Raw genomic sequence first — 22,011 nt, 5'->3', positions numbered from 1 at the left:
GCGGGCATCCTGGCATACCCGTCAACTCACGGATACTTCGCCGGAGGGCGATCAATGACATCGGTTCGGATTTTGTGGCTATTGCTTTGTCTGGTTTGGATAGCGGCGGAAATTAATTTGGCTCGCCGGGCTGCGCTGCAAACCGGGCGGGCTTTGAATACCGAGAGGCGTTCACAGCGCCTCTTATGGATCAGCATCTTGGCTAGTCTGGCTCTGGCATTGTGGTTTAAAAATCTGGCCTGGGCGCCGATCAGGCTTGAGTATCTGCCTAGACAAGCGTTGGCAATGGCCTTGTTTGCCTCAGGACTGTACCTTCGTTACGCTGCGGTGATCCAATTGGGCCGATTTTTTACGACTGACGTTGCGATACAACCAGAACATCGTCTGATAAAGGAAGGACCCTATCGCTGGTTGCGTCATCCGGCCTACACCGGCTTGTTGATCGCCTTGTTCGCCGCCGGTTTGGCGATGGGTGATTTCATCGCTTTGGCGATGTTGCTTGTACCGACAGTGTGGGCGTTTACCTTACGCATCGACATAGAAGAGCGGATGCTGTTGGCGGAGTTCGGCAGCGTTTATGCCGATTTTTGCAAATCTACCTGGCGGCTGTTGCCCTGGGTGTATTGAAGCCGGTAGGTCAGGGTGCGCGACAGTGTTCCCTGACTTATTCGGAGCCACTGGACTTGGATAAGTCACGTAACCGCTGGCGCGGCAACGTGACCTACCGCTATAAAAGTAAAGCGCTAGCCAACCAACTCATCCAAATATTTTTCCACATCCAACGCCGCCATGCAGCCTGCGCCGGCTGAGGTGATAGCTTGTTTGTAATGCGAGTCCATCACGTCGCCCGCCGCGAATACGCCGGACACGCTGGTTGCGGTGGCGTTGCCGTGGATGCCGCTGTTGACCACGATATAACCGTGTTCCATCTGCAATTGACCGGTAAAAATATCGGTATTGGGGGTATGGCCGATGGCGATGAACACGCCGTGCACATCCAAGTCTTTAGTCGAGCCATCCTGGCTGTTTTTAATGCGCAGACCAGTCACGCCCATCTCGTCGCCCAGTACTTCATCCAACTGGTGGTTCCATTCGATGCGAACATTGCCGGATTTGGATTTTTCGATCAGTTTGTCCGACAAGATTTTCTCGGAACGGAATTTATCCCGTCTGTGCACCACGATCACCTCGGAGGCGATGTTGGATAAATACAATGCCTCTTCGACTGCGGTATTGCCGCCGCCGATGACTGCCACTGGTTTGTTGCGGTAGAAGAAACCGTCGCAAGTGGCGCAGGCGGACACGCCTTTTCCTTTGAAGGCTTCTTCGGACGGCAGGCCCAGATATTTGGCCGACGCGCCGGTAGCAATAATCAACGCATCGCAGGTGTAGACGCCGGCATCGCCGGTCAAGGTAAACGGTTTTTGCGACAGATCGGCCGTGTGGATATGGTCGAAAATGATTTCAGTATTGAAGCGTTCGGCATGCAAGCGCATCCGCTCCATCAAGTCCGGACCTTGCAGGCCTTCCACGTCGCCGGGCCAGTTGTCCACTTCAGTCGTGGTGGTCAATTGTCCGCCTTGTTGCATGCCGGTGATCATCACCGGATTCAAGTTAGCGCGCGCGGCGTAAACGGCTGCGGTGTAACCGGCCGGGCCGGAACCTAGGATCAAAAGTTTGCAATGTTTTGCGGCAGCCATTATTTCGAGTCTCCATGCGGGTTAGGGTAGCAAAATTATAAGGGCATTCCCCCCGGGATAAAACCGATTTACCGACAGGTTTTTAAAGGCGTGGCCGGTAAAGCTAATGTGAAATCGATTTACATCATCTATAATCATGTTTTGTGACGCTTTTATTGTGAGCCGACAACTATGGTTGCTGTTGTGGAAGAGAGAGCCGCGCGAGGTTATCGCGAAATCGCATTACTGGGGTTTTCAAGTTGTGCCTTGTTTTTTTTAATTGCCTTAGTCACTTTTAATTCCAACGATCCGGGTTGGAGTCATAGCACATCGTATCAATCCATCAGTAACGCCTGCGGTTTGTTTGGTGCCTGGCTGGCGGATTTTGTACTGAGTTTCCTGGGGTTGATGGCCTACCTGATTCCGGTGATGATTTTTTGGTATGGCTACATCTTGTTTCAAGGTTCCCGCCAGGCCGGTGGGCAATGGGCGCTGGCGTCACGTTCGGCTGGTTTCCTGGCTACAACGGTTTCCGGTTCGGCGATTTTGTTTTTGCATCTGCATTTTCTGCGCACCAAAGTTGATTTACCGGAAAGTCCGGGCGGTATTCTGGGGCGGGAAATCGGCGACGCCTTGGTGCATCTGTTAGGCAACTCCGGCTCCACCTTGTTATTGCTGGCCATTTTTATGACAGGTGTGACCTTGTTTACCGGTTTGTCCTGGCTGACGATGATGGCCTTTATCGGCAAATGCGCGATGACGGCCTGCTCAGTGGTAGGACGGCAGGCGGTCGAGGTGCCTGAGCGTTACCGCGCTGATAAACCGGCGCGACCTGAATCGGCAAAAGAAGTCAAAAAACCGCGTAGTCAGCAGTCGGACGCTAAAACCGAAGATCGCGCTAAAAAGCCGCAGATTCAAGTGCTGGAAACCGCACAACCTTCAGCTGCCGCCGCAGTTAGACCCTTGCGTAGAAAAGACAGCAAGCCTGTGGATGATATGGAGCCCGGCGCCTATATCAACGCCTTGCCTACCTTGTCCTTGCTGGACAAGCGCGAAATCAAGGTTAAACGTTACTCCAAATTAGAATTGGAAGAAATTTCCCGGCAAGTGGAAGACGTGTTGCAGGATTACGGCATCGCCGCCGAAGTGGAAGCGGTATTGCCGGGTCCGGTTATCACCCGTTTTGAATTGCGTTTGGCGGCGGGCGTGAAAGTCAGCCGCATTAGCAGCTTGGCCAAAGACTTGGCGCGCGGGTTGTCGGTAACCAGCGTACGGATTGTCGAGATTATCGAAGGCAAATCGGTCATTGGTCTGGAGATTCCGAATCAGGAACGGGAAATGGTTTCGCTACGCGATTTGTTGGTATCGGACGAATTTGAACGCGCTAAATCCAAGCTCAGCATTGCCATGGGTAAGGATATCTCCGGTACGCCGGTGGTGGCCGATCTGGGCAAAATGCCGCATGCACTGGTGGCCGGTACCACGGGTTCCGGTAAATCGGTGGCAATCAACACGATGATTTTGAGCTTGCTGTATAAATCCAAGCCGGAAGACGTGCGGATGATCATGATAGACCCAAAAATGCTGGAACTGTCTGTGTACGAAGGCATTCCGCATTTGCTGACGCCTGTGGTTACCGACATGAAGGACGCGCAAAACGCCTTGCGTTGGGCAGTGGCGGAAATGGAGCGCCGCTATAAGCTGATGTCTAAAGTGGGTGTGCGCAACCTGGCCGGTTATAACCAAGCGGTTCGTGAAGCCGAAGCTGCCGGTGAGCCGATACGGGATCCGTTATTTAGACCCGAAACACCCGTAGCGTTGGACGACTATCCACTGCTGGACACATTGCCCAGTATTGTTATCGTCATCGACGAGTTGGCCGACATGATGATGGTGGTCGGTAAAAAAGTCGAAGAATTGATCGCCCGTTTGGCGCAAAAAGCTCGTGCCGCCGGTATTCACTTGGTGTTGGCGACGCAAAGGCCTTCGGTGGATGTATTGACCGGTTTGATTAAAGCCAACGTACCGACCCGGATTTCCTTTCAAGTATCCTCGCGGATCGATTCGCGGACTATTATCGACCAAGGCGGCGCGGAAGCCTTGCTGGGTAACGGTGATATGTTGTTCCTGCCGTCCGGCACCAGCATCCCCTTGCGTGCTCATGGTGCGTTTGTGGACGATCACGAAGTGCATCGGGTGGTGGAATTCTTGAAAAAAACCGGCCCGACCAATTATCTGGACGAAATCACCCAAGAACGCACCGATAGCGGCGAAGTCGCCGGCTTGGACGGCGAAGACAGCGAGTCCGATGCGCTGTACGACGAAGCGGTGGCTTTTGTCACCGAATCCCGTAAAGCCTCTATTTCCAGTGTGCAACGCCGCTTCAAAATCGGTTACAACCGGGCGGCGCGCATTATCGAAGATATGGAAAACGCCGGCGTGGTGAGTATGCCGGAAACCAATGGCTCCCGCGAGGTACTGGCGCCGCCGCCGCGCTGATTGCGATGAGTATCGTTATAGTTGGTTTGCTGGCCGTCGCTGCTGTTTCCGGCATCGGCGGCTGGTTGCTCAGTTCCAAACAAAGCCAGGAAACGCCGGTTAAAATCATGATGTTCGTGGGTTATTTCTGGCTGCTGGCTTTTGCGCAATTATTGCTGGTCGCCTTAAGCTATTTTGGCTGGCAACATTTCACGGCTTGATTTTTCTGACATGGACCTAATCCCCGAGCTGATCGGTTATCTGGCGGCGACCTTGACAACTGCCTCTTTTCTGCCGCAAGCGATTATGACCTTCAAAACCCGCGATACCGATTCCTTATCGCTAGGCATGTACAGCATGTTTACTTTGGGGGTGTTGCTGTGGTTGATTTATGGAATTTTCCTGGCGAACATAGCCATCATAGTGGCCAACGCTATTACTTTTTTGCTGGCAGCGGCTATCTTGTGCTTTAAGATTCACAATCTACTGCGTAAATGAGAATGCCGGGTCAGCCACAATGCCTTCTAGTGTTTCTAGCAATATCGAAATAAAAGCCGATACTTCCGCCGCCAATGATAGCAGCGCTTTCATTGAGAAAATTCGCCCGAATACCGGCATTTCCGAGCCTGTCTACAAGCAACTGCAAAGACGCATTACCGATATGATCCAGTCCGGCGAGCTCGGTGATGGTATTAGTCTGCCATCCGAGCGGGCTTTAGCGGAAGCGCTGGACCTCAGCCGCACCACGGTACGGCGTTGCTACGAAGAATTGCGGGCTCAGGATTGTATTGCCACCCATGGCCGCGCCGGCGTCACAGTCAAAGCGCCACCTTCGCGGATCAACCCGGAGATGGGTAAACTGAAAGGCTTCACCGAGGAAATGCGCGAGCTGGGAATTACCCCGTCCACGCAAATTCTCGAGCACAAGATTGTCGTCGATAGAACTATCGCGTCTATTTTTAATCGTCCCGCCTCTAGCCGATTTCTACGTTTGGTAAGGGTGCGCTTGGGAGACGGTATGCCGCTGTCGCGCGAAGTGGCTTGGTACGATCTAAGCGTGGCACCGGCTTTGGCTGACTGGGACGGTGCAGGATCGGCTTACCAATACCTTGAGATACACTGCGATTTGGGCTTGGTGCATGCTGAGCAATCCATAGAAGCGGTGCTCAGCGACGAAGAGGAAGCGGCCGTATTCGGCTTCGACCAGCCGGGGCCCTGCTTATTGTTGAAGCGCAAGACCTATACCGACAACGGGCAGATCGTGGAATATGTCGAAGGCACGTTTCGTGGTGACGCCTATACCTATCGGGTCAATCTGAAAATCCGGCCGAGCTAAGTTGCTGTTGGCCTTGGATTGGTATCAATAAAACTATCGATTTCAGCTTGGCTCGGCAAACACCCCAATACGCCATGATGCTTGGCAACCCAGGCACCGCAGGCGCAGGCTCTGCTTAAGGCCTCAGTTAAGCTCAAATTATTCAGCAAAGCCGCCGCCAGACCTGCGCTGAAAGCGTCACCAGCGCCGGTGGCGTCCAGTGCGGCAACAGGCCAAGCCGGTTGATATACGACGTTATCTTTCGTTAAGGCCACGCATCCCGCTTCAGCTAGCGTTACCACCAGCAGTTCCCCCGACCAGGCAATTTGTTCTGCCCAGTTGCATAAGCTATTCAACCAGCGCTCCAGGCTGATTTCTTTATGGCTTAGGCCGAATAATGAAGCGGCTTCGGTTTCGTTTACTACCAAAATATCGCTTAACTTCAACAAGCCAGGAGCAGGTTGCCGCCAAGGGGATGGATTAAGCATGGTGCGGATGCCGCGCTGACGTGCGATCTCGAACGCTTTGCGAATAGCAGCTTCCGGGATTTCGAACTGGGCGTAAATCAAATTTAGGTCGGGAAGGGCGGCTAAGGTCTGTTCGACATGTTCCTTATTCAGCAGGGCGTTGGCACCGGGATAGACGGCCAAAAAATTCTCGCAATTCGGACCTATAAAGCCGACACCAAAACCGGATTGTGGTCCTGTCCTTAGAAGCCAGCGGTCGTCCAGTCCTTCATTCTTCAGTAATGTAATCACACTGTCCGCAACAGCATCCATTCCCAGCGGCAATAGCATTGCCACTTCAGCGCCTTGTTTATGCGCGGCTAAGCCGACATTCAAACCCTTACCGCCGTGCTCCTCAATCATGCCGGTAGCTTGCACGGATTCGCCCGAATAGGGCAGGCGCTCAACGTGCAGGCAGTGGGCATGGACATAGCTGGCTAAAACTAGGATGGGCACGCAAACTCCAATTCTCGGAAAAAATCTGTGAAATAGTACCGAAATAAATCCAAGAATTTACGATTGACGCAAATATTTCTATCTGGTATTTCTATGGTACCTAAATTGAATACCAAAAAGAGGGTCGTCATGAAACGTCAATACATCATAGCTGGGCTATTACTTTGCAGCTCACCCACGCTACATGCTTATACAACATTCGCCAGCGCAGGCGCTAAAGTAGGAGGGCATTCGTATCCTGATCCATCGCCGTACACGGTATTGCCGTTTGCAGATGGTCAAACCGATTCTCATACAAACGCAGTGTCACACGCTTATGGTTCGGTTTACGATCAAGGGTTCGATGCCAACACCGAATCAGGCTATTCCTATAGAAGACAAGCAATAGCTTTAGCCGACGCTAGTCCAGGCATATTAAAAGCCTACGCCAGTGCCGGTTATTTTTTAGATGGCCCAAACCCACCTAATAATCTTGGTGTGGTTGGAGTTGGCAATGCCGAATTCACAGATACTTTCTCTATTTTTTCGAGTAAATTTTTCATCGACATTAATATCGAATATCACTTAAGCGGCAGTATGCAGGGATTGGCTAAAGTCAAAGGCGGTTTGAGAGTTTCTTCGTACGATGACACTTTTAACATCAACGCAAGTGAGGCCATTGCTTCTCCGCTGAAGTTTGACTGCTCATCAAACATTAACTCGTGTACCGGCAAAGCCACTGTTTCAGTCCCTGCCAATTGGGATATATCCATTTCCGGTTTTTTGGAAGTGCTTGCTGCAGCCAATAGCGATCCGAATTCACAAAAATACGGCGATGCTGTCGCCAATTACGGCAATACTGCCCGGATATTTATCAGCGCGGTAGATCCCAGAAACAAAATTGTCAGTGGCAGTGGCTTTGATTATTCCCCAGTTTCAGTTCCTGTTCCGGCATCCATCTGGCTATTTGGCAGCGGCATTCTGGGTTTCGTATGTCGGCTAAGAAAGTCCTTATGGCGGTACCGCCAGTTTGCATTTTTCAACAATTTATATAACCCGAGGTTTAAATGAATCGATTCCCTATTTTGTTGCCCATGTTTGCCATATTGGCTTACATGCCTGCGGCCAATGCGTACACCACATCCTTGACCGTGATCGCCAGCGCGAATGCCGCTTACGGTAGCCAGTCCTACGATGCGGATTCCAAGGTGTTAGACAATATCAATAGCCCTTCATCGTATGCGGTCGATGCGCTTTATCAAGTACCCAGCACGAGCGGATCAGGTGGTTACGTTGAGACATACCGCTCATCTGCCGGCGGTTTTGTCAGCCCCGGCGTATTGAAAGCCAGCGCCAGCGCCAGTGCGACGGCCTATGCTGCGAATGTCGCCAGTGGCAGCAGCAAAGTTATGTTTGGGGATAATTTTAGATTGGTGGGCCCCAGCGGTCGGAATATCGATCTGACGTTGACTTATTTAGTGTCAGGAGCGCTGTCCGGCACCGCTGCCGCTAGCGGTTCCGTCCAACTAAGCACGGGTGACCGGATCTCTTTCACTGAAAACGGTTATACGCCGCGTAGCTTCAGTTGCTCATGGGTGGCGTCCTGTAACGGCGTGGCGACATTTCCGGTGCCGGTCAATACCTTGATTTCGCTGGACGCCATCCTGGAAGTCGGGGCGGGCGCCAGCAGCTATTTCAAGCCAACCCTAACCGAGTCCTCCGCCAATTTTGGGAACACCGGTTTGGTGTATCTCGGTATTGCCGACAGCCGTTATCAGTTGCAGAGCGGCAGCGGTTTTAGCTACGCCCCCGTGCCGTTACCTGCCGCAATTTGGACCTTTGCTACCGGTCTGTGTGCATTTGGTCTTTCTAATTTGCGCAAGCGGGTAATAGGCTAGTTCAATACCCGATTGTCGCTACTCAAGCACGGCAAAAGTATTCGAAACCGAATCCTTTGCCGTTCCGGAACGTTCTAAGATCGGCAGCGGTGCCGTAATCCCGCTTCTGCCTCTCGGCCGCTGATAAGTTGTTACAATGCTCTACCAATTTAAACAAGCTGCCGATACATGGGCCAGAGAAGCATAATTAATGAAAACCAGAGATAGAAGACACGGAGTAGTATTGGTACATACCGGCGAAGGTAAAGGTAAGTCCTCAAGTGCGTTTGGCATGGTGTTCCGCGCCGCCGGTTGGGGCATGAAAGTCTGTGTGATTCAATTCATCAAAGGCCAATGGCAAACCGGTGAGCAAAGGGCCGCGACGCGTTTCGAAGAAATAGAATGGCACGCCTTGGGCGACGGCTTTACCTGGGATACCAAGAACCCGGAACAGGATATTAAAACCAGCCGGGAAATTTGGGAATTTAGTAAACAAAAAATCCTCTCCGAAGAATTCGACCTGGTGATCCTGGACGAAATCAATTACTGCTGCGGCTATGGCTGGATAAGTGGCCAAGAAATCGCCGATTTCATCAAAAACGAAAAACCGGCCTGGCTGCATCTGGTGATGACTGGCAGGAATGCGGCGCCGGAAGTCATTGAGGCCGCCGACACGGTCACCGAGATGACCAGAATCAAGCACGCTTATGCCGCCGGCATTAAGGCCGAGCAGGGCGTGGAATTTTAAGCTGAAAAAAAACCGGGCTTCTGGCAGAATTGCCGGTTTTTAATCTAGGCATCAAGACCACTATGCAACAAGCAAAAAAACTTATCGAACAGTACTATCAAGCATTCAACAGCGGCGACATGGATACCTTTCTGAGCTTGTTGACCGACGACGTGGTACACGACATTAACCAGGGCGACCGCGAGCAAGGCAAGGCCGCTTTCGGCGAGTTCATGAAAAAAATGAATCACCACTATAAAGAACAGTTGGTGGACATGGTGATTATGGCTAACGAAGACGGCACGCGCGGTGCGGCCGAGTTTGTGGTATTGGGCGAATACCTGAACACCGACGAAGGCTTACCGGAAGCCAATGGCCAAACCTACCGGTTGCCGGCCGGCGCGTTTTTCGATATCCGCGACGGCAAAGTGGCGCGCATCACCAACTACTACAATTTGGGCGATTGGATTGCGCAGGTTGATCCGCAGTAAGGCTTTTGTCAGGCGCATTGCCGATACCGGTCAATTGGCATAGAATCCGAAAGGTGACAATTCGGATTCGCCGAAAAAATAACTACAAAACAGAGGAGAGCAACAATGGGTGAAACACAGAAATTGATGATCGCTGTCGTGGGGGTGTTTGTAGCCGGTTTTATCATGGTGGGCGTCAGCAAGGATCAATCCAACGAGGATAAAGAAGCAGCCGCGCAAATTCGCACGCTGGTGGCTATGCAGGAAATGGCTACGCAAAAGTGTCCTAAATTGATCGAAAACAAAACCGGAACTCAGGTTTATTTCCCGTCCAAAACCGATACCGACAAAACGACCTATGTAACGATGGAATGGATAGGCGAGAAAGACTCCAACTTCAAAACCGCATCATGCACCTTGCATTTGGCATTAGGCGGCGTCTCGAAGTTGATTATTGATGATAAGGTTTTGATTGACAAAAAGTTTTAATTAAAGGCGGCGTTTTGCGCGATAGCTGGAAACGTCGTCTTGTCTCCAATCGGATCGGTTAGCGGCGAAAGGTGTCGTTAGCCGATTTGTCAGTGTTTTTCTGAACATCGACGCCGGGTGTGGTCGTCGTCATTCGCAAATTAACCATCGTAACAGAACCGGCGATACGGTCGGCCGTTTGCCAATCATGTTTGCAGGTAAAACAGCTAGCGCATCGCAGTGACGGATGCTCGGTTTGCCGGAAATCGTAAAGTCAGTAAAGGCGCAATCGATCAGAAGCGCGCAAGCCGGGTTTGATGTTTTCGAGGTGGAAGCAGGAATATGACGTTTCGCGGATGTTTCAGACTAAAAACACAAGAATAATAATTAACTAGAGGTGAAAAGATGGCGGATACGACCATCCTAAAAGGTGTTTTAAAAACCTGGAAAGACGATAGAGGTTTTGGCTTTATTCAGCCGGATAATGGCGACAAAGATATTTTTGTACATATTTCCTCTTTAAAAGGTATGGCCCGCCGTCCTGTGCGCGGCGATGTAATGTTTTATGAAGTTGCCCGTGATACCGGCGGTAAATTAAAAGCCGTCAATGCCCGAATCGAAGGCGTGGCTTACGAGCAAAAATCCGCGAAGCCTAAAATCTGGTTGTGGCTGCTGGCGCTGGTACTTGGTTTGGTAAGCGCGGCGGTAGCGGCTTATTTTTTATAACGCGCCGAACAGCTGTCATCGGTAGCAAATACTATTGACCGATATTTTTAACCAAAAGAGTAAAACATGGACTGGCTACACTATTTGACCGACATTCTGCTGCACATCGATAAACATTTGGCCAATATCATCAGCGACTACGGCACGGTGACCTATGCCATTTTGTTTTTGGTTATTTTTGTGGAGACCGGTTTCGTGGTGATGCCGTTTTTGCCCGGCGATTCCCTGTTGTTTGCCGCCGGTGCGTTCGTGGCGATGGATGCTTTCAATCTGCCGATATTGCTCGGCGTCTTGGGGGCTGCGGCGGTGCTGGGCGATACCGTCAACTATTGGATAGGCCGCAGCATTGGTCAGCGCGCCTATTCGCTGAGCTGGGTAAACCGCGAACATCTTGATCGCGCCCAAGCGTTTTACGATACCTACGGCGGAAAAACCATCGTGCTGGCGCGCTTTGTGCCGATTGTGCGCACCTTTGCGCCGTTCGTGGCCGGAATAGGGAAAATGCCTTACAGCACGTTCATTTTGTTTAACATTGTCGGCGGGGTCGCATGGGTGTTGATCTGCGTATTTGCCGGCTATTTCTTCGGCAATATCCCGTTGGTAAAGAAAAACTTCGAGTTAGTGGTTTTAGGCATCGTGCTGATTTCGATCTTGCCGATAGTGCTGGAAGTTTGGAAAGCCCGTAAACAAGCCAAGCCATAAGGTCGCATGATGGTAGAGATGAACGATTCGCAAAAATGGTTTGTACTGGCCTTTATATTGGCCTTCGGCGGCCTGTTGTATGTGTTGGCGCCGGTGCTGATGCCCTTTGCGTTCGCGGCTATTCTTGCCTACCTCGGCGACCCGTTGGTGGATAGGCTGGAAACTCTGCAATTTCGCGGTTGGCGTTTGAATCGGACGCTGGCAGTCATCGTGGTTTTTTCCGGCATCATCTTCTTCATAGCGGCGCTATTGATCGTCATCATCCCGGCGCTGGAGTATCAGATCGGCGAATTCATCGACAAACTGCCGTCTTATCTAAACTGGATAAACAAATCGGTCGTGCCGGTTTTACAAAAATATCTGGGACGTACCGTTAGACCGTTGCGCGAAGATCAGTTAATCAATCTGATCAAGAGCCATTGGCAAGACGGCGGCGGTGTTGCCGAAAATCTGATTCAATCGGTCTCCCATTCCGGCGCCGTGATTGTCGGTTGGGTGATGAATCTGGTGTTGATACCGGTAATTACTTTCTATTTGCTGCGCGATTGGGACGACTTGGTGGCGCGGATCCACGATTTGTTTCCACGCCGCTTTGCCGGCACTGTCACCAAACTGGCAAGCGAAGCCGACGATGTGCTTGGCGCGTTCATGCGCGGCCAGTTTTATGTGATGCTGGCATTGGGCATCATTTACAGCGTCGGCTTGTGGTTGGTGGATCTGGAGCTGGCCTTGGTGATAGGTATGTTGGCCGGTTTGGTCAGCTTTGTGCCGTATATGGGCGCCATTACCGGTATCGTGTTTGCGTGTATCGCCGCGCTGCTGCAATTTCAGGATGCGATGCATTTATTGCCGGTTTTGATTGTTTTTGCGGTAGGGCAGAGCATGGAAGGCATGCTGTTGACGCCCTGGCTGGTCGGAAACAAAATTGGTTTGCATCCGGTAGCGGTGATGTTTGCCGTGTTGGCGGGCGGTCAGCTGTTCGGGTTTTTAGGCGTATTGTTGGCCTTGCCGGTGGCGTCGGTGATTATGGTGCTGTTGCGGCATATCCATGAGCGCTATACCTTCAGCGGTTTTTACAGCAAGGGTTAGTGTTCGCCATGCGCAGTGCCTCGTTATTTGCGGCATTATTGCTGGTCTCGACGCCGGTGTTTGCGACCGATAGCCGCAGAGAGCAGGACTTCGCGACGGCCATTCAGCAACAATTGTCCATGGGGCAGGCGGTTTGGTTGAAATCCGCAGACAAAAATTTTCTGGCGCTCTACACCGAAGCCGAAAAGACCGACAATAGTCAGACGGCAATCGTGCTGCACGATATGGGCGAACATCCCGATGCCAAGCCCTTGATTCATCGCTTGAGAACCACGTTACCGATGCATAATTGGGCTACGCTTGCTCTACAAATGCCTATCAGGGAAAGCGGTGCGCAGTCCGAAGACTATTACCCGTTGTTCGACGAGGCGCGTGCGCGCATTGATGCGGCTGTGGAGCATCTCCTGAAAAACGGTGCGAAGCATATCGCGATTGTCGGCTATGGCATGGGCGCGTTAATGGCCGCTTATCGGCTCGGCGATAAACCCAATGATGTGACGGCGTTGGTATCGATTAGTTTGCCGGTGCCGCAAACGACCGCAATGCCGGCGCAAAGCCTGGATTTGATTAAAAAAGTGCAATTGCCTTTTTTGGATGTGTATGCCGAGTTTGATTTACCGGCAGTGCTCGATAGTGCCCGGCAGCGGCGCATGGCCGGCAAGGATAATCCGGTGTATCGGCAGATAAGAATGGATGGCGAGGATCACGGCTATCAACAAGATTACGATTTGCTTGTAAAGCGCGTATATAGTTGGCTGACCACGACGGTCAGCGAAGATTAATAATTATTACAAAGGGTGTAACACATGCTTTTATCCGAGGAATTAGTCGCGGAAATTAAATTTTTATCCTTGTTCAATCTGGAGTCCGTACAAGAAGGCGTCAAGGTGCATGGCAATGCCGATCCGGTGCTGATTGCCGCGGCGCAACGCCTGTTCGACAAAGGTTTGGTCACCCAGCATGACGGCGGCTATCTGACCGACCTGGGTATAGAAGTGGCGGAACACGCCCAACGGATGTTGACGATATTGCAGTCTAACTAACTAAATTTCAAAGGCCTAGCTCGAACAACCATTTCAAGGACACGTAAAATATCAGGACTATGACCAAGCTATAGCCGAGAAAGCGGGCGGGTTTGTTCAGGTTGTGGCGTACAAAGCCATGGTATTCGCCTTGAGCCTTTAATTGCCGGTACAGCGCGCGTTGGTTTAGGGCGCGTTCTTGCTGGTATTCGTCGAATAATTGTCTGGCTTTATCGACGTCATCGCGTTGATAAAGCCAGATGGCCGGCATGGAAATACCCCAGTTGCCTGCCGAGGTTTCATAAAATTCAATGTCGTTGTCGGCCAGTAACTGCCGAACATCGTCTGCTTCGTCCGTGGGTACGCCTCTTAGCGAGAAAAATAAAATCGTCATAGCCAGCCGTATGGTGTGAGAAGCGCAGATTATAAATCAATAAGCATTCATCGAGAGCCGAGCACTATCTTCAGAATGAATCATTCGAACCCATTTCCACTGCCTGCTCAAACCTCTGTTGTTTTGCTGGAGGATGCTGGAGCAAACTCAAATGCGGATAGTTTGCAGGGCGTGTTGCGCGCGCAGGATTTTCGCTGTGCGGTGGCGACGACTACGGAAGAGGTGATTGAACTGCTGACAAGCGCCACGGTGGATTTACTGATTATTGCCTGTCGCGATTGGCCCTGGCGACAGGTAGCCGATATGCGCGATGCGGCCGATTCCTACTTACCTATCATTTTGATTGCCGATGATTTGACCGACACGCTACTGGATCATTGCGCGACGGTTGAGATCGACGCAGTAATTTGTCGACCGGTCAATCAGCATTTATTACTGTTAAAAATTCGGTCGTCCTTAAAACTGCGCATGTTGTATCAGCACGAGCACGCGCAAAAAACCCAATTGCTCGACTATTGGCAGACATCCGACCTCGAACATGAAGTCGCGGCGAAACTGTTCAATGATGTGTTAAAAGCCGACTTTCTGGAAACCGAAGCCGTGGCCGTGGTGATGTCGCCCATGGCCTTGTTCAACGGCGATTTGGTTTTGGTTGCCAAAACGCCGGAGAATCATTTGCATGTGCTGTTAGGCGATTTTACCGGCCATGGTTTGTCGGCATCGATCGCCGCCACGCCGCTGGCTGATATTTTCTATGGCATGACGCGCAAAGGTTTCGATATTAACGAAATCGTCACCGAGATTAACGCCAAACTGTATCGAATGTTGCCGGCTAACCGCTTTCTGGCGGCTACCGTGGTAGCGCTTTATCCCGAGTCCTCGTCGATGAAAAGCATTACCTGCGGGCTGCCTGAGCACTTTTTAGTCAACCATGCCGACAACCGTTTTTTGGCGATACCCTCCCTGAATATTCCGCTGGGTATTCAGCCGTCGATTGAAATCGAAGAGCAACTGCATCGGGTAAGCGAGAACGAGCGTTTATACCTGCTTACAGACGGTATTTTTGAGGCGGAAAACGCCGAAGGCGAGCTGTTCGGCGGGGAACGCATCCTCAACGCTATCCGGCAAAGTAAATCCGAGGACATCAGAAACTTACAGGCCAGCCTTGAGGCACACACAGGCGGCGCGGTGCAAAAAGATGACAATACTTTGGTTATTTTGAGCTGCGCGGTCGATAGCGTGCCCTGGGGGCGCAGAGAGGTGCGGCTGCCCCGGCAGCGTATTGCCGCGACGACCTGGAAGCAGGTCATGGAGTTTGACATCGATAGTTTGCGACTTATCAATCCGGTGCCGGTAATGGTCAACACTGTAATGGAAATACAGGGTTTACAGAATTATCGCCAGGATATTTTCATGATAGTCAGCGAATTGTTCGCGAATGCGTTAGACCACGGCGTGCTGGGTTTGGATTCCGATTTGAAGAGCAGTCCGGAAGGTTTTATGCGCTTTTATGCGATGAAGGACGAGCGCTTGCAACAGCTCCAGCGCGGCAGAATCCGTTTATCGTTTATACATCAAGCGACCGAGTCGGGTGGTCGCCTGGTCGTTAAAGTCCTCGATAGCGGCAACGGCTTCGATTGGCGGCGGCGCAACAGCATGCGGAAGCGCGACGAGGCCTACTGCGGTCGCGGAATTATCATGCTGGAGACTTTATGTAGCAGTCTGGTTTACCACGGTTGCGGAAATCGAGTGACCGCCGTTTTCGATTGGCAACATTGACGAGGGCTTAGCGTTGACAAGTTCCGCAATAGTAACTGGCGCGTTGCCCTATTTTGAGTTGCTGAATCGGTTCCTCACAGCGCAGGCAGGCTTGTCCGCCACGACCGTAAACATTTAGGGATTGCTTAAAATAACCTGGTTTGCCCTCGGCATTGCTAAAGTCGCGCAGCGTGGTGCCGCCTTTGTCGATGGCTTGTTGCAATACGGTTTTGATCGCCGTCACCAACGCTTCGCACGCCGGCGTATCCAGTTCTCCGGCGGGACGAATCGGCTTTACGCCGGCCAAGAATAAAGCCTCACTGGCATAAATATTCCCTACCCCCACCACGACATGGCTGTCCATAATCAAGGATTTGATCGGCACCGCGCGGTTTGCCGCCCGTTGCCGCAGATAGCTTGCATCGAATGCCGTCGATAATGGTTCAGGCCCCAGCGTTGCCAGCAGGGGATGTAACAGCGGGTCTTCGGCAGTCCATAAGGCCGCTCCGAATCGGCGCTGATCGTTAAAGCGCAATACCGTATCGTCGGCAAAAATAAAGTCGATGTGGTCGTGCTTGCGAACAGTTTGCTCGGGCGTGGTGATCCGCAAATTCCCCGACATGCCCAGATGCAGGATCAGCGTACCTCGCGCAGTGGCTAGCAATAGGTATTTGCCGCGCCGTTCGACGCTGAGCAAGGATTGGCCGGGTAAATCGGTTGTCAGCGACTCAGGAACCGGCCAGCGCAATTGGGGATGACGAACGATGACGGATTTGAAAACTTTTCCGGTGATATGCGGCGCAATGCCGCGCCGACTGGTTTCAACCTCGGGTAGTTCCGGCATGTCGGCGTCAGATTTGGGTGAGTAGAAACTTGGCTTCGTCCTGGATTTTTTTGCGGAAGAACAATAACTTCCAGCGACTGCCGCCGCATTGCCGCCACAACAAGGTGGCGCGAATGCCTGCCAACAGCAAAGCGCGAATTTTGTTCACCGTACTTTGATTACCCAGATATTGCTGATCACCTTGCACCATGATGCGTGGCTGCATGGTACTGATTGTGCTGTGATAGACGTCGGCCAGATTGGCCAGCACATTTTCATGCAGTATGCCGAAATGTTCGGCTTGAGCCTGGGCCTTACTGACACCGGCCTGTATGGTTGTTTGCATATCCGGCTGCTTGATCAGTTGTTTTTGCAAATAGACGATCTGCGCGGCGTAACGGGCTTGCTCCGGACTAGCCAGCACCCGGCTGCCGAGTTGGGTCGTGAGCTGTTGCAAGCCGTGTTCGATACCGATCAAGCCGCCGTAGACATCGACTACGCTGTCTGCATCTATTTTCAGCAGACTTGCGATGCTGGCTTCCAGTGCCGAGTTTGGGCAAGTACCGGTGCCGGCAAGCTGATGCACCAAGGAGCATGCCTGGGCGATGCCGGCCAGCGCGATGGTTTGGTTACTGAGCGTGTTCAGGGACATATTACTTACAAGCTGTGGTCAAACAATCGGCTTTAACCGGGTGGCCGTCTTTGATCCACGACTGGATACCGTTGGATAAATGATAGACATTTTTCATGCCTAGTTGCTCGGTGAGGATTTGGCCGATCTTGCCGCTGCGATTCCCGGAACGGCAAACCAAAATGACTGGCTGGTCCGGCGACGATTTTAGTTTTTCCAGGTTGGCCAACCATTTTTCCTGGTCGAAGTGGCCGTTGCCGTCAAACGATTCCAGTTTCTGGCTATTGGCGATGACACCGGTGGCTTGCCATTCCGGCGCGGTGCGCACGTCCACGACTAGCGCATTGTGGTTTTGCTGCATGCTTAGCAGTTGTTCCGCAGTCACCTTACCGAGCTCGGTGGCGTAAAGATGGGCGGCGAACAGACAGCCCAGCCAGAATAAAGTCAGTCTCAGTTTCATGATGATGTCGATAGGTGGGGTAAATGGCTCAAGCGGCCAAGAAAGGTAAAATGCGCGTCGCCCACCAGTCTATGCTCTCCAGATAGATGTTAGCGATACGCTCGGGATTTATATCGCGGAAGGTGCTAAGGCCCGGCTCCCAGCGCTCGTAGGCGATGCAGAATTGTAACGCTTCGCCGGCGTTGCCGCGATATTTCAAAATAGCATCGTCGACATCTTCCGTCAGCGGCAATTGCTCCAATACTTTGGTCGCCGGCATGTCTAGCAGGCTGTCCAAACCCGACAGCATACCAATTAAAAAATAGTGCTCCTGATCGTCTTTAAGTTCTCGCGCTATCAATTCGCACATTTTGGCGCGGATCAGCACGTTTTGCAGCACCGAGGACGGTTTGCCCGACATGGAGGATAAGGCCAGAATATTGACCCAGCGTTTGATCTCGACCAATCCCAGACAGGCAATTGCATGCTGAATGGATTCTATTTTTTGCGGGAGGCCAAAAAATGCGGAATTTAAATAATGCAGCAATTTAAAACTCATCCCGACGTCTTGCGAGATAATCTTGCCTATTTCCGCAAAACTGGCATCCGCCTTATTGACGGTGGACAGCAATTGGATGGCGGCGGTTTGGCTGACGCCTAGCCGCTTGCCTTCCACGATATTGGGTTTGCTGAAGAAAAACCCTTGAAACAGCTCGCAGCCCCATTCGCGCAAGGTTTCAAACTCCTGATGGGTTTCGACTTTTTCCGCCAGTAATTTAAGTTTATAGGGTTTTAGCTGTTCAATCAGTTGTCGGGTGCCGTCCAGGCCGTCGGCCATCACATCCAGCTTGATGATGTCGGCAAACTCCAGCAATGGCAGCCATTCGGGTGACAAGACGAAGTCGTCCAGCGCGATGGTATAGCCCAGTTGCGATAATTCTTTCAGGTTGGCGACGATGTTGTCATCGATAGCCACACTTTCCAGTACTTCGATGACGATGCGCTCTTTGGGCAAATGCAGCGGCGTTTTGTCGAGTATGTTTTGCGTGGTGAAATTAATGAAGGCTTTGTGCGGGCCGACCAGTTCGTTCAGGCCGATTTCCAACAGCGTATCGGTGATGACTTGATTAGTGGCGTTGGCGGCACCATCTTTCAAACTTAGATCAAAATCCTTGCCCCTGAATAAAATCTCGTAGGCGAAAGTGTCCAGATGGCGGTCCAGAATTTGCTGTCGGCCAATCAGAAAATCTGTCATTTATTTACGGGCTCCCGATCATTGCACTATCATGCGAGTAGGTCGCGCCTTATACCATGTTCAAACAGATTAAGTCGAGAATGGCCGGCCAGTCTTAATTTCAATCATAAGGAGATAATTATGTCCGAATCAGCGTCATTGACAGTAAGCGGTATGAAATGCGGCGGTTGCGAGAGCAGCATCGTCAGCAAGGTATCGGCCATCGCCGGCGTGGTAACGGTGCACGCCTCGCATAAAGACAAACGGGTCGAGGTCGAATTCGATCCGGCGCAAACCGATCTGGATGAAATCGAAGACGTTATCACCGACGCCGGTTTCAAGGTCGAATAAAGCCGCGTCGGCGTTCGGCCACGGATCAACACGATATTGCTCGGGAATCCTCATCATGACTTTAGATCAATCGACGAATCAGCACCAGGACATACGCCTTTCCATACTCGGCATGCGTTGTGCCGGTTGCGTCAGCGCGGTGGAAACAGCCTTGCAATCGGTACCGGGGGTTGCGTCCGTTGTCGTCAATTTTGCCGACCACTCCGCTACTGTCGGCGGCAATCCGGACCATCAGGCCATGAAGCAAGCCTTGAAATCCGCCGGTTACGATGCGGCGGTGATGGAAGGTTTGGAAGACCCGAGCGAAGAGGAAAAGCAGGAAGAAGAGCGTTATCGCGATTTGCTGCGCAAGGCAGGCGTGGCCGGCGCATTGGGTCTGCCCTTGATGGCGGGCGCGCATCTGGACTTGTTTCCGGCGATGGGTAGTGCCGCCGGCACGGTGTTTTGGTCCGAAGTGGCCTTACTGACGCTGGCGGTGATGTTTTATTCCGGCGGGCATTTTTTTCATAGCGCGCTGAAATTGCTGTTGGTCAAGCAAGCCAATATGGACACGTTGATCGCGCTGGGCACCGGCTCGGCGTGGTTGTATTCTTGTATTGTCATCGATTATTCCAGTCAATTGCCCTCACTATCGGCTCATGCTTACTTCGAAGCCTCGGCGGTGATCTTGGCGTTCATCAACCTGGGCAGTGCGTTGGAAACGCGCGCACGAGGTAAAACCTCGGCGGCGATACGCGCGCTGATCGGTTTGCAACCCCGCACCGCTCGCGTGGTGCGTGAAGGTCAGGAGATCGATATCCCTATCGAACAAGTCGGTCTTGGCGAAACCTTGCGGGTTAGACCCGGCGAAAAAATCGCCGTGGACGGCGTGGTGTTGGAAGGACACTCGACTATCGACGAATCCATGCTGACCGGCGAATCGATGCCGGTTGAGAAAGTGGAGGGTGCCAGTGTCGCCGCCGGCACCATCAATCAGCAAGGCAGTTTTTTATTCAGCGCGACCCGCATTGGCCGCGATACTGCTTTGGCGCAGATTATTCAAAGCGTACGACAAGCACAGAACAGCAAGCCGGCGATTGCCAAACTGGCCGACAAGATTTCCGCGGTGTTTGTCCCCACAGTGGTGATTATTTCCGTGCTGACTTTTTTAATCTGGTTAAGCATCGGTCCCGATCCGGCCATGGGTTATGCGTTTGTCACATCGATGACGGTGTTGGTGATTGCTTGTCCGTGCGCGTTGGGTTTGGCGACGCCGATTTCGGTGATGGTCGCGGTCGGCCGAGCGGCGCAAATGGGCATATTGATCCGCAAGGGCGAAGCATTGCAAAGCGCCGGCAAACTAACTTGTCTTATTTTGGATAAGACCGGCACCGTAACGGCAGGTAAGCCCAGTCTGGCTGAAGTGATCGCTTTTGGCGATTACGACGAAGCTCGAGTGTTGCAGTACGCCGCCAGTCTGGAATCGGGTTCCGAACACCCCTTAGCCGCAGCGATACTGACTGCCGCTGAGCAAAAACAGTTAACGCTGGACAAGGTCAGAAAATTTCAGGCAGTGGCCGGTCATGGAATTGTCGGCCGCATCGCCGATCAGCAATGTTTGTTCGGCAATGCTGCGTTGCTGGCGGAATACGGCATCGACGAGAGCAGTCATCGCGACAAAATGGCCGAACTGGCGGCAAAAGGCCAGACGCCTATGTTCTTGGCGGTGGAAAACACGGTGGTTGGCATTGTGTCGGTCGCCGACCCGATTAAACCCGATTCCGCCGCAGCGGTGCAGCAATTACGGCAGCGCGGTATTCGCGTACTGATGGTCACTGGCGACAACGAGATTACGGCGCGGGCTATTGCAGGGCAGGCCGGTATCAGCGAAGTTCGCGCGCAAGTGTTGCCGCAAGATAAAGCCGCCGTGGTCAAGGCCTTGCAACAGCAAGGCGAAATTGTCGGTATGGTCGGCGACGGAATCAACGATGCGCCTGCTCTGGCGCAAGCCGATGTCGGTTTTGCCATCGGCACCGGTACCGACGTGGCTATCGAAAGTGCCGATATTGTGTTGCTGCAAGGCTCTTTGTTAAAAGTGTCCGAGGCGATGGCCCTTTCGAAGTTGACGGTCGCTAACATCAAACAAAACCTGTTAGGTGCGTTTTTCTACAATACCATCGGTATTCCGGTGGCGGCGGGTTTGCTGTATCCACTGTTTGGCATATTGCTGAATCCGATGATTGCCGGTGCGGCGATGGCTATGTCGTCGGTAACGGTAGTCAGCAACGCCAACCGTTTGCGCTGGATTAAACTGGACATCGGATAGGCGCGAGACATGAATAGCGTACCTAAATCCTCTGCGCAAACGTTCAGTGTTGCAGACTACGTGGGTTGGCCGGACGACCAGCGCTGGGAGTTAATCGACGGCGTTCCGTACAACATGAGTCCGGCGCCGAGTATCAAGCATCAAAATGTGGTGATAACGATTGCCGCGAAGTTAAAAACCGCTTTGAAGGGCAAGCCCTGCAAACCTTTCATAGCACCCGTGGACGTAATTCTCTCCGAGCATGACGTCGTGCAACCGGATTTGTTAGTGGTCTGCAACCCGGAAAAGATCGGCGAAAAAGCCATACACGGTGCCCCGGATTTGGTGGTAGAGGTGTTATCCCCCAGCACGGCGCTGAAGGATATGCGTGAAAAGAAAGCGCTCTACGAACGTGCCGGCGTGAGGGAATATGTGGTGATCGACCCGTTGGAAAATTATGTGCAACGATTTTTTCTGGGCGCGGACGGCCGCTATGCCAATGCTGACGTATTCGGTGTTGAAGAAGATTTGCCCCTGTTGAGTTTGCCGGAGTTGATTCTGCCCTTGGCGGAGATGTTTGAGTTGTAACGACGCGCTATTAGC

General features: G+C 52.2%; 26 protein-coding genes. 19 read left to right on the top strand and 7 right to left on the bottom strand.

What is annotated here, in order from left to right:
- The first annotated feature begins 54 nt into the window (after positions 1-54).
- The gene (locus tag A1332_RS04625; protein WP_064007383.1) at positions 55-627 is read left to right on the top strand and encodes a methyltransferase family protein; all 573 of its coding nucleotides are present in this window, start codon (positions 55-57) and stop codon (positions 625-627) included.
- A 116-nt stretch (positions 628-743) separates the two neighbouring features.
- On the opposite strand, the gene trxB is transcribed toward A1332_RS04625, so the two are convergent.
- Positions 744-1,700, bottom strand: a complete 957-nt coding sequence (trxB, locus tag A1332_RS04620) for a thioredoxin-disulfide reductase (protein ID WP_064007382.1) — start codon at positions 1,698-1,700, stop codon at positions 744-746.
- 171 nt (positions 1,701-1,871) lie between these two features.
- On the opposite strand from trxB, the gene A1332_RS04615 reads away from it, so the two are divergent.
- Genes A1332_RS04615 through A1332_RS04600 form a run of 4 tightly spaced genes read left to right on the top strand, consistent with a single transcriptional unit; the run spans position 1,872 to position 5,493 of the window.
- Positions 1,872-4,178, top strand: coding sequence for a DNA translocase FtsK (locus A1332_RS04615; RefSeq protein WP_064007381.1), 2,307 nt, complete (start codon positions 1,872-1,874; stop codon positions 4,176-4,178).
- Between the two features lie 5 nt (positions 4,179-4,183).
- Positions 4,184-4,378, top strand: coding sequence for a hypothetical protein (locus A1332_RS04610; RefSeq protein ID WP_064007380.1), 195 nt, complete (start codon positions 4,184-4,186; stop codon positions 4,376-4,378).
- Between the two features lie 10 nt (positions 4,379-4,388).
- Positions 4,389-4,655 carry a SemiSWEET transporter gene (locus A1332_RS04605; protein ID WP_064007379.1) on the top strand — a complete coding sequence of 89 codons (267 nt, stop codon included), beginning with the start codon at positions 4,389-4,391 and terminating at the stop codon, positions 4,653-4,655.
- A 19-nt stretch (positions 4,656-4,674) separates the two neighbouring features.
- A complete protein-coding gene (locus tag A1332_RS04600; RefSeq protein WP_197491393.1) occupies positions 4,675-5,493 on the top strand; it encodes a GntR family transcriptional regulator in 819 nt (272 codons plus the stop codon).
- Here A1332_RS04600 and A1332_RS04595 read toward each other — a convergent pair.
- Positions 5,490-6,434: a PfkB family carbohydrate kinase gene (locus A1332_RS04595; RefSeq protein WP_157203937.1), complete on the bottom strand. Its 945-nt coding sequence runs from the start codon at positions 6,432-6,434 to the stop codon at positions 5,490-5,492. The two genes, A1332_RS04600 and A1332_RS04595, sit on opposite strands and share 4 nt — an antisense overlap.
- 129 nt (positions 6,435-6,563) lie before the next feature.
- Here A1332_RS04595 and A1332_RS04590 point away from each other — a divergent pair, with 129 nt between their 5' ends.
- The 10 genes from A1332_RS04590 to A1332_RS04545 all read left to right on the top strand — a co-directional run bounded on the left by A1332_RS04590 (position 6,564) and on the right by A1332_RS04545 (position 13,515).
- Positions 6,564-7,484 carry a PEP-CTERM sorting domain-containing protein gene (locus A1332_RS04590; protein ID WP_197491392.1) on the top strand — a complete coding sequence of 307 codons (921 nt, stop codon included), beginning with the start codon at positions 6,564-6,566 and terminating at the stop codon, positions 7,482-7,484.
- Positions 7,481-8,311, top strand: a complete 831-nt coding sequence (locus A1332_RS04585) for a hypothetical protein (protein ID WP_064007376.1) — start codon at positions 7,481-7,483, stop codon at positions 8,309-8,311. Before A1332_RS04590 ends, A1332_RS04585 begins: the two co-directional genes overlap by 4 nt.
- 190 nt (positions 8,312-8,501) lie before the next feature.
- On the top strand, positions 8,502-9,038 hold the full coding sequence (cobO, locus tag A1332_RS04580; RefSeq protein ID WP_064007375.1) for a cob(I)yrinic acid a,c-diamide adenosyltransferase: 537 nt from the start codon (positions 8,502-8,504) through the stop codon (positions 9,036-9,038).
- A gap of 62 nt (positions 9,039-9,100) precedes the next feature.
- Complete coding sequence (locus tag A1332_RS04575) at positions 9,101-9,508, top strand: ketosteroid isomerase-related protein (protein ID WP_064007374.1); 408 nt, start codon at positions 9,101-9,103, stop codon at positions 9,506-9,508.
- Between the two features lie 105 nt (positions 9,509-9,613).
- Positions 9,614-9,976 carry a hypothetical protein gene (locus A1332_RS04570; RefSeq protein ID WP_064007373.1) on the top strand — a complete coding sequence of 121 codons (363 nt, stop codon included), beginning with the start codon at positions 9,614-9,616 and terminating at the stop codon, positions 9,974-9,976.
- Between the two features lie 384 nt (positions 9,977-10,360).
- Positions 10,361-10,681: a cold shock domain-containing protein gene (locus tag A1332_RS04565; protein ID WP_064007372.1), complete on the top strand. Its 321-nt coding sequence runs from the start codon at positions 10,361-10,363 to the stop codon at positions 10,679-10,681.
- Between the two features lie 66 nt (positions 10,682-10,747).
- A complete protein-coding gene (locus A1332_RS04560; RefSeq protein WP_064007371.1) occupies positions 10,748-11,383 on the top strand; it encodes a DedA family protein in 636 nt (211 codons plus the stop codon).
- A gap of 18 nt (positions 11,384-11,401) precedes the next feature.
- Positions 11,402-12,472: an AI-2E family transporter gene (locus A1332_RS04555; RefSeq protein WP_064007480.1), complete on the top strand. Its 1,071-nt coding sequence runs from the start codon at positions 11,402-11,404 to the stop codon at positions 12,470-12,472.
- 8 nt (positions 12,473-12,480) lie between these two features.
- On the top strand, positions 12,481-13,254 hold the full coding sequence (locus A1332_RS04550; protein WP_064007479.1) for a DUF3530 family protein: 774 nt from the start codon (positions 12,481-12,483) through the stop codon (positions 13,252-13,254).
- Between the two features lie 24 nt (positions 13,255-13,278).
- Positions 13,279-13,515, top strand: a complete 237-nt coding sequence (locus tag A1332_RS04545) for a TIGR02647 family protein (protein WP_064007370.1) — start codon at positions 13,279-13,281, stop codon at positions 13,513-13,515.
- 7 nt (positions 13,516-13,522) lie between these two features.
- On the opposite strand, the gene A1332_RS04540 is transcribed toward A1332_RS04545, so the two are convergent.
- Complete coding sequence (locus tag A1332_RS04540) at positions 13,523-13,888, bottom strand: DUF6164 family protein (protein ID WP_064007369.1); 366 nt, start codon at positions 13,886-13,888, stop codon at positions 13,523-13,525.
- Positions 13,889-13,963: 75 nt separating this feature from the next.
- Here A1332_RS04540 and A1332_RS04535 point away from each other — a divergent pair, with 75 nt between their 5' ends.
- Positions 13,964-15,667 carry an ATP-binding SpoIIE family protein phosphatase gene (locus A1332_RS04535; RefSeq protein WP_064007368.1) on the top strand — a complete coding sequence of 568 codons (1,704 nt, stop codon included), beginning with the start codon at positions 13,964-13,966 and terminating at the stop codon, positions 15,665-15,667.
- A gap of 7 nt (positions 15,668-15,674) precedes the next feature.
- Here the strand turns inward: A1332_RS04535 and mutM are convergent, their stop codons facing one another.
- Genes mutM through A1332_RS04515 form a run of 4 tightly spaced genes read right to left on the bottom strand, consistent with a single transcriptional unit; the run spans position 15,675 to position 18,794 of the window.
- Entirely contained in the window at positions 15,675-16,490 is an 816-nt protein-coding gene (mutM, locus tag A1332_RS04530) for a bifunctional DNA-formamidopyrimidine glycosylase/DNA-(apurinic or apyrimidinic site) lyase (RefSeq protein WP_064007367.1), read from the bottom strand.
- A gap of 7 nt (positions 16,491-16,497) precedes the next feature.
- On the bottom strand, positions 16,498-17,121 hold the full coding sequence (hflD, locus tag A1332_RS04525) for a high frequency lysogenization protein HflD (RefSeq protein ID WP_064007366.1): 624 nt from the start codon (positions 17,119-17,121) through the stop codon (positions 16,498-16,500).
- Position 17,122: 1 nt separating this feature from the next.
- Positions 17,123-17,560, bottom strand: coding sequence for a rhodanese-like domain-containing protein (locus tag A1332_RS04520; RefSeq protein WP_064007365.1), 438 nt, complete (start codon positions 17,558-17,560; stop codon positions 17,123-17,125).
- 28 nt (positions 17,561-17,588) lie between these two features.
- Positions 17,589-18,794, bottom strand: a complete 1,206-nt coding sequence (locus tag A1332_RS04515; protein ID WP_064007364.1) for an EAL and HDOD domain-containing protein — start codon at positions 18,792-18,794, stop codon at positions 17,589-17,591.
- Positions 18,795-18,914: 120 nt separating this feature from the next.
- Here A1332_RS04515 and A1332_RS04510 point away from each other — a divergent pair, with 120 nt between their 5' ends.
- From A1332_RS04510 to A1332_RS04500, 3 genes are read left to right on the top strand one after another with little or no spacing between them, the layout of a single operon-like run.
- A complete protein-coding gene (locus A1332_RS04510) occupies positions 18,915-19,124 on the top strand; it encodes a heavy-metal-associated domain-containing protein (protein WP_064007363.1) in 210 nt (69 codons plus the stop codon).
- 55 nt (positions 19,125-19,179) lie between these two features.
- Positions 19,180-21,429 carry a heavy metal translocating P-type ATPase gene (locus A1332_RS04505; RefSeq protein WP_064007362.1) on the top strand — a complete coding sequence of 750 codons (2,250 nt, stop codon included), beginning with the start codon at positions 19,180-19,182 and terminating at the stop codon, positions 21,427-21,429.
- A 9-nt stretch (positions 21,430-21,438) separates the two neighbouring features.
- Entirely contained in the window at positions 21,439-21,996 is a 558-nt protein-coding gene (locus A1332_RS04500; RefSeq protein WP_064007361.1) for a Uma2 family endonuclease, read from the top strand.
- Positions 21,997-22,011: the final 15 nt, after the last annotated feature.

Origin of the sequence: Methylomonas methanica, assembly GCF_001644035.1 — a bacterium.
Lineage (GTDB): Bacteria > Pseudomonadota > Gammaproteobacteria > Methylococcales > Methylomonadaceae > Methylomonas > Methylomonas methanica_A.
This window is presented reverse-complemented; position numbering and strand designations above follow the sequence as displayed.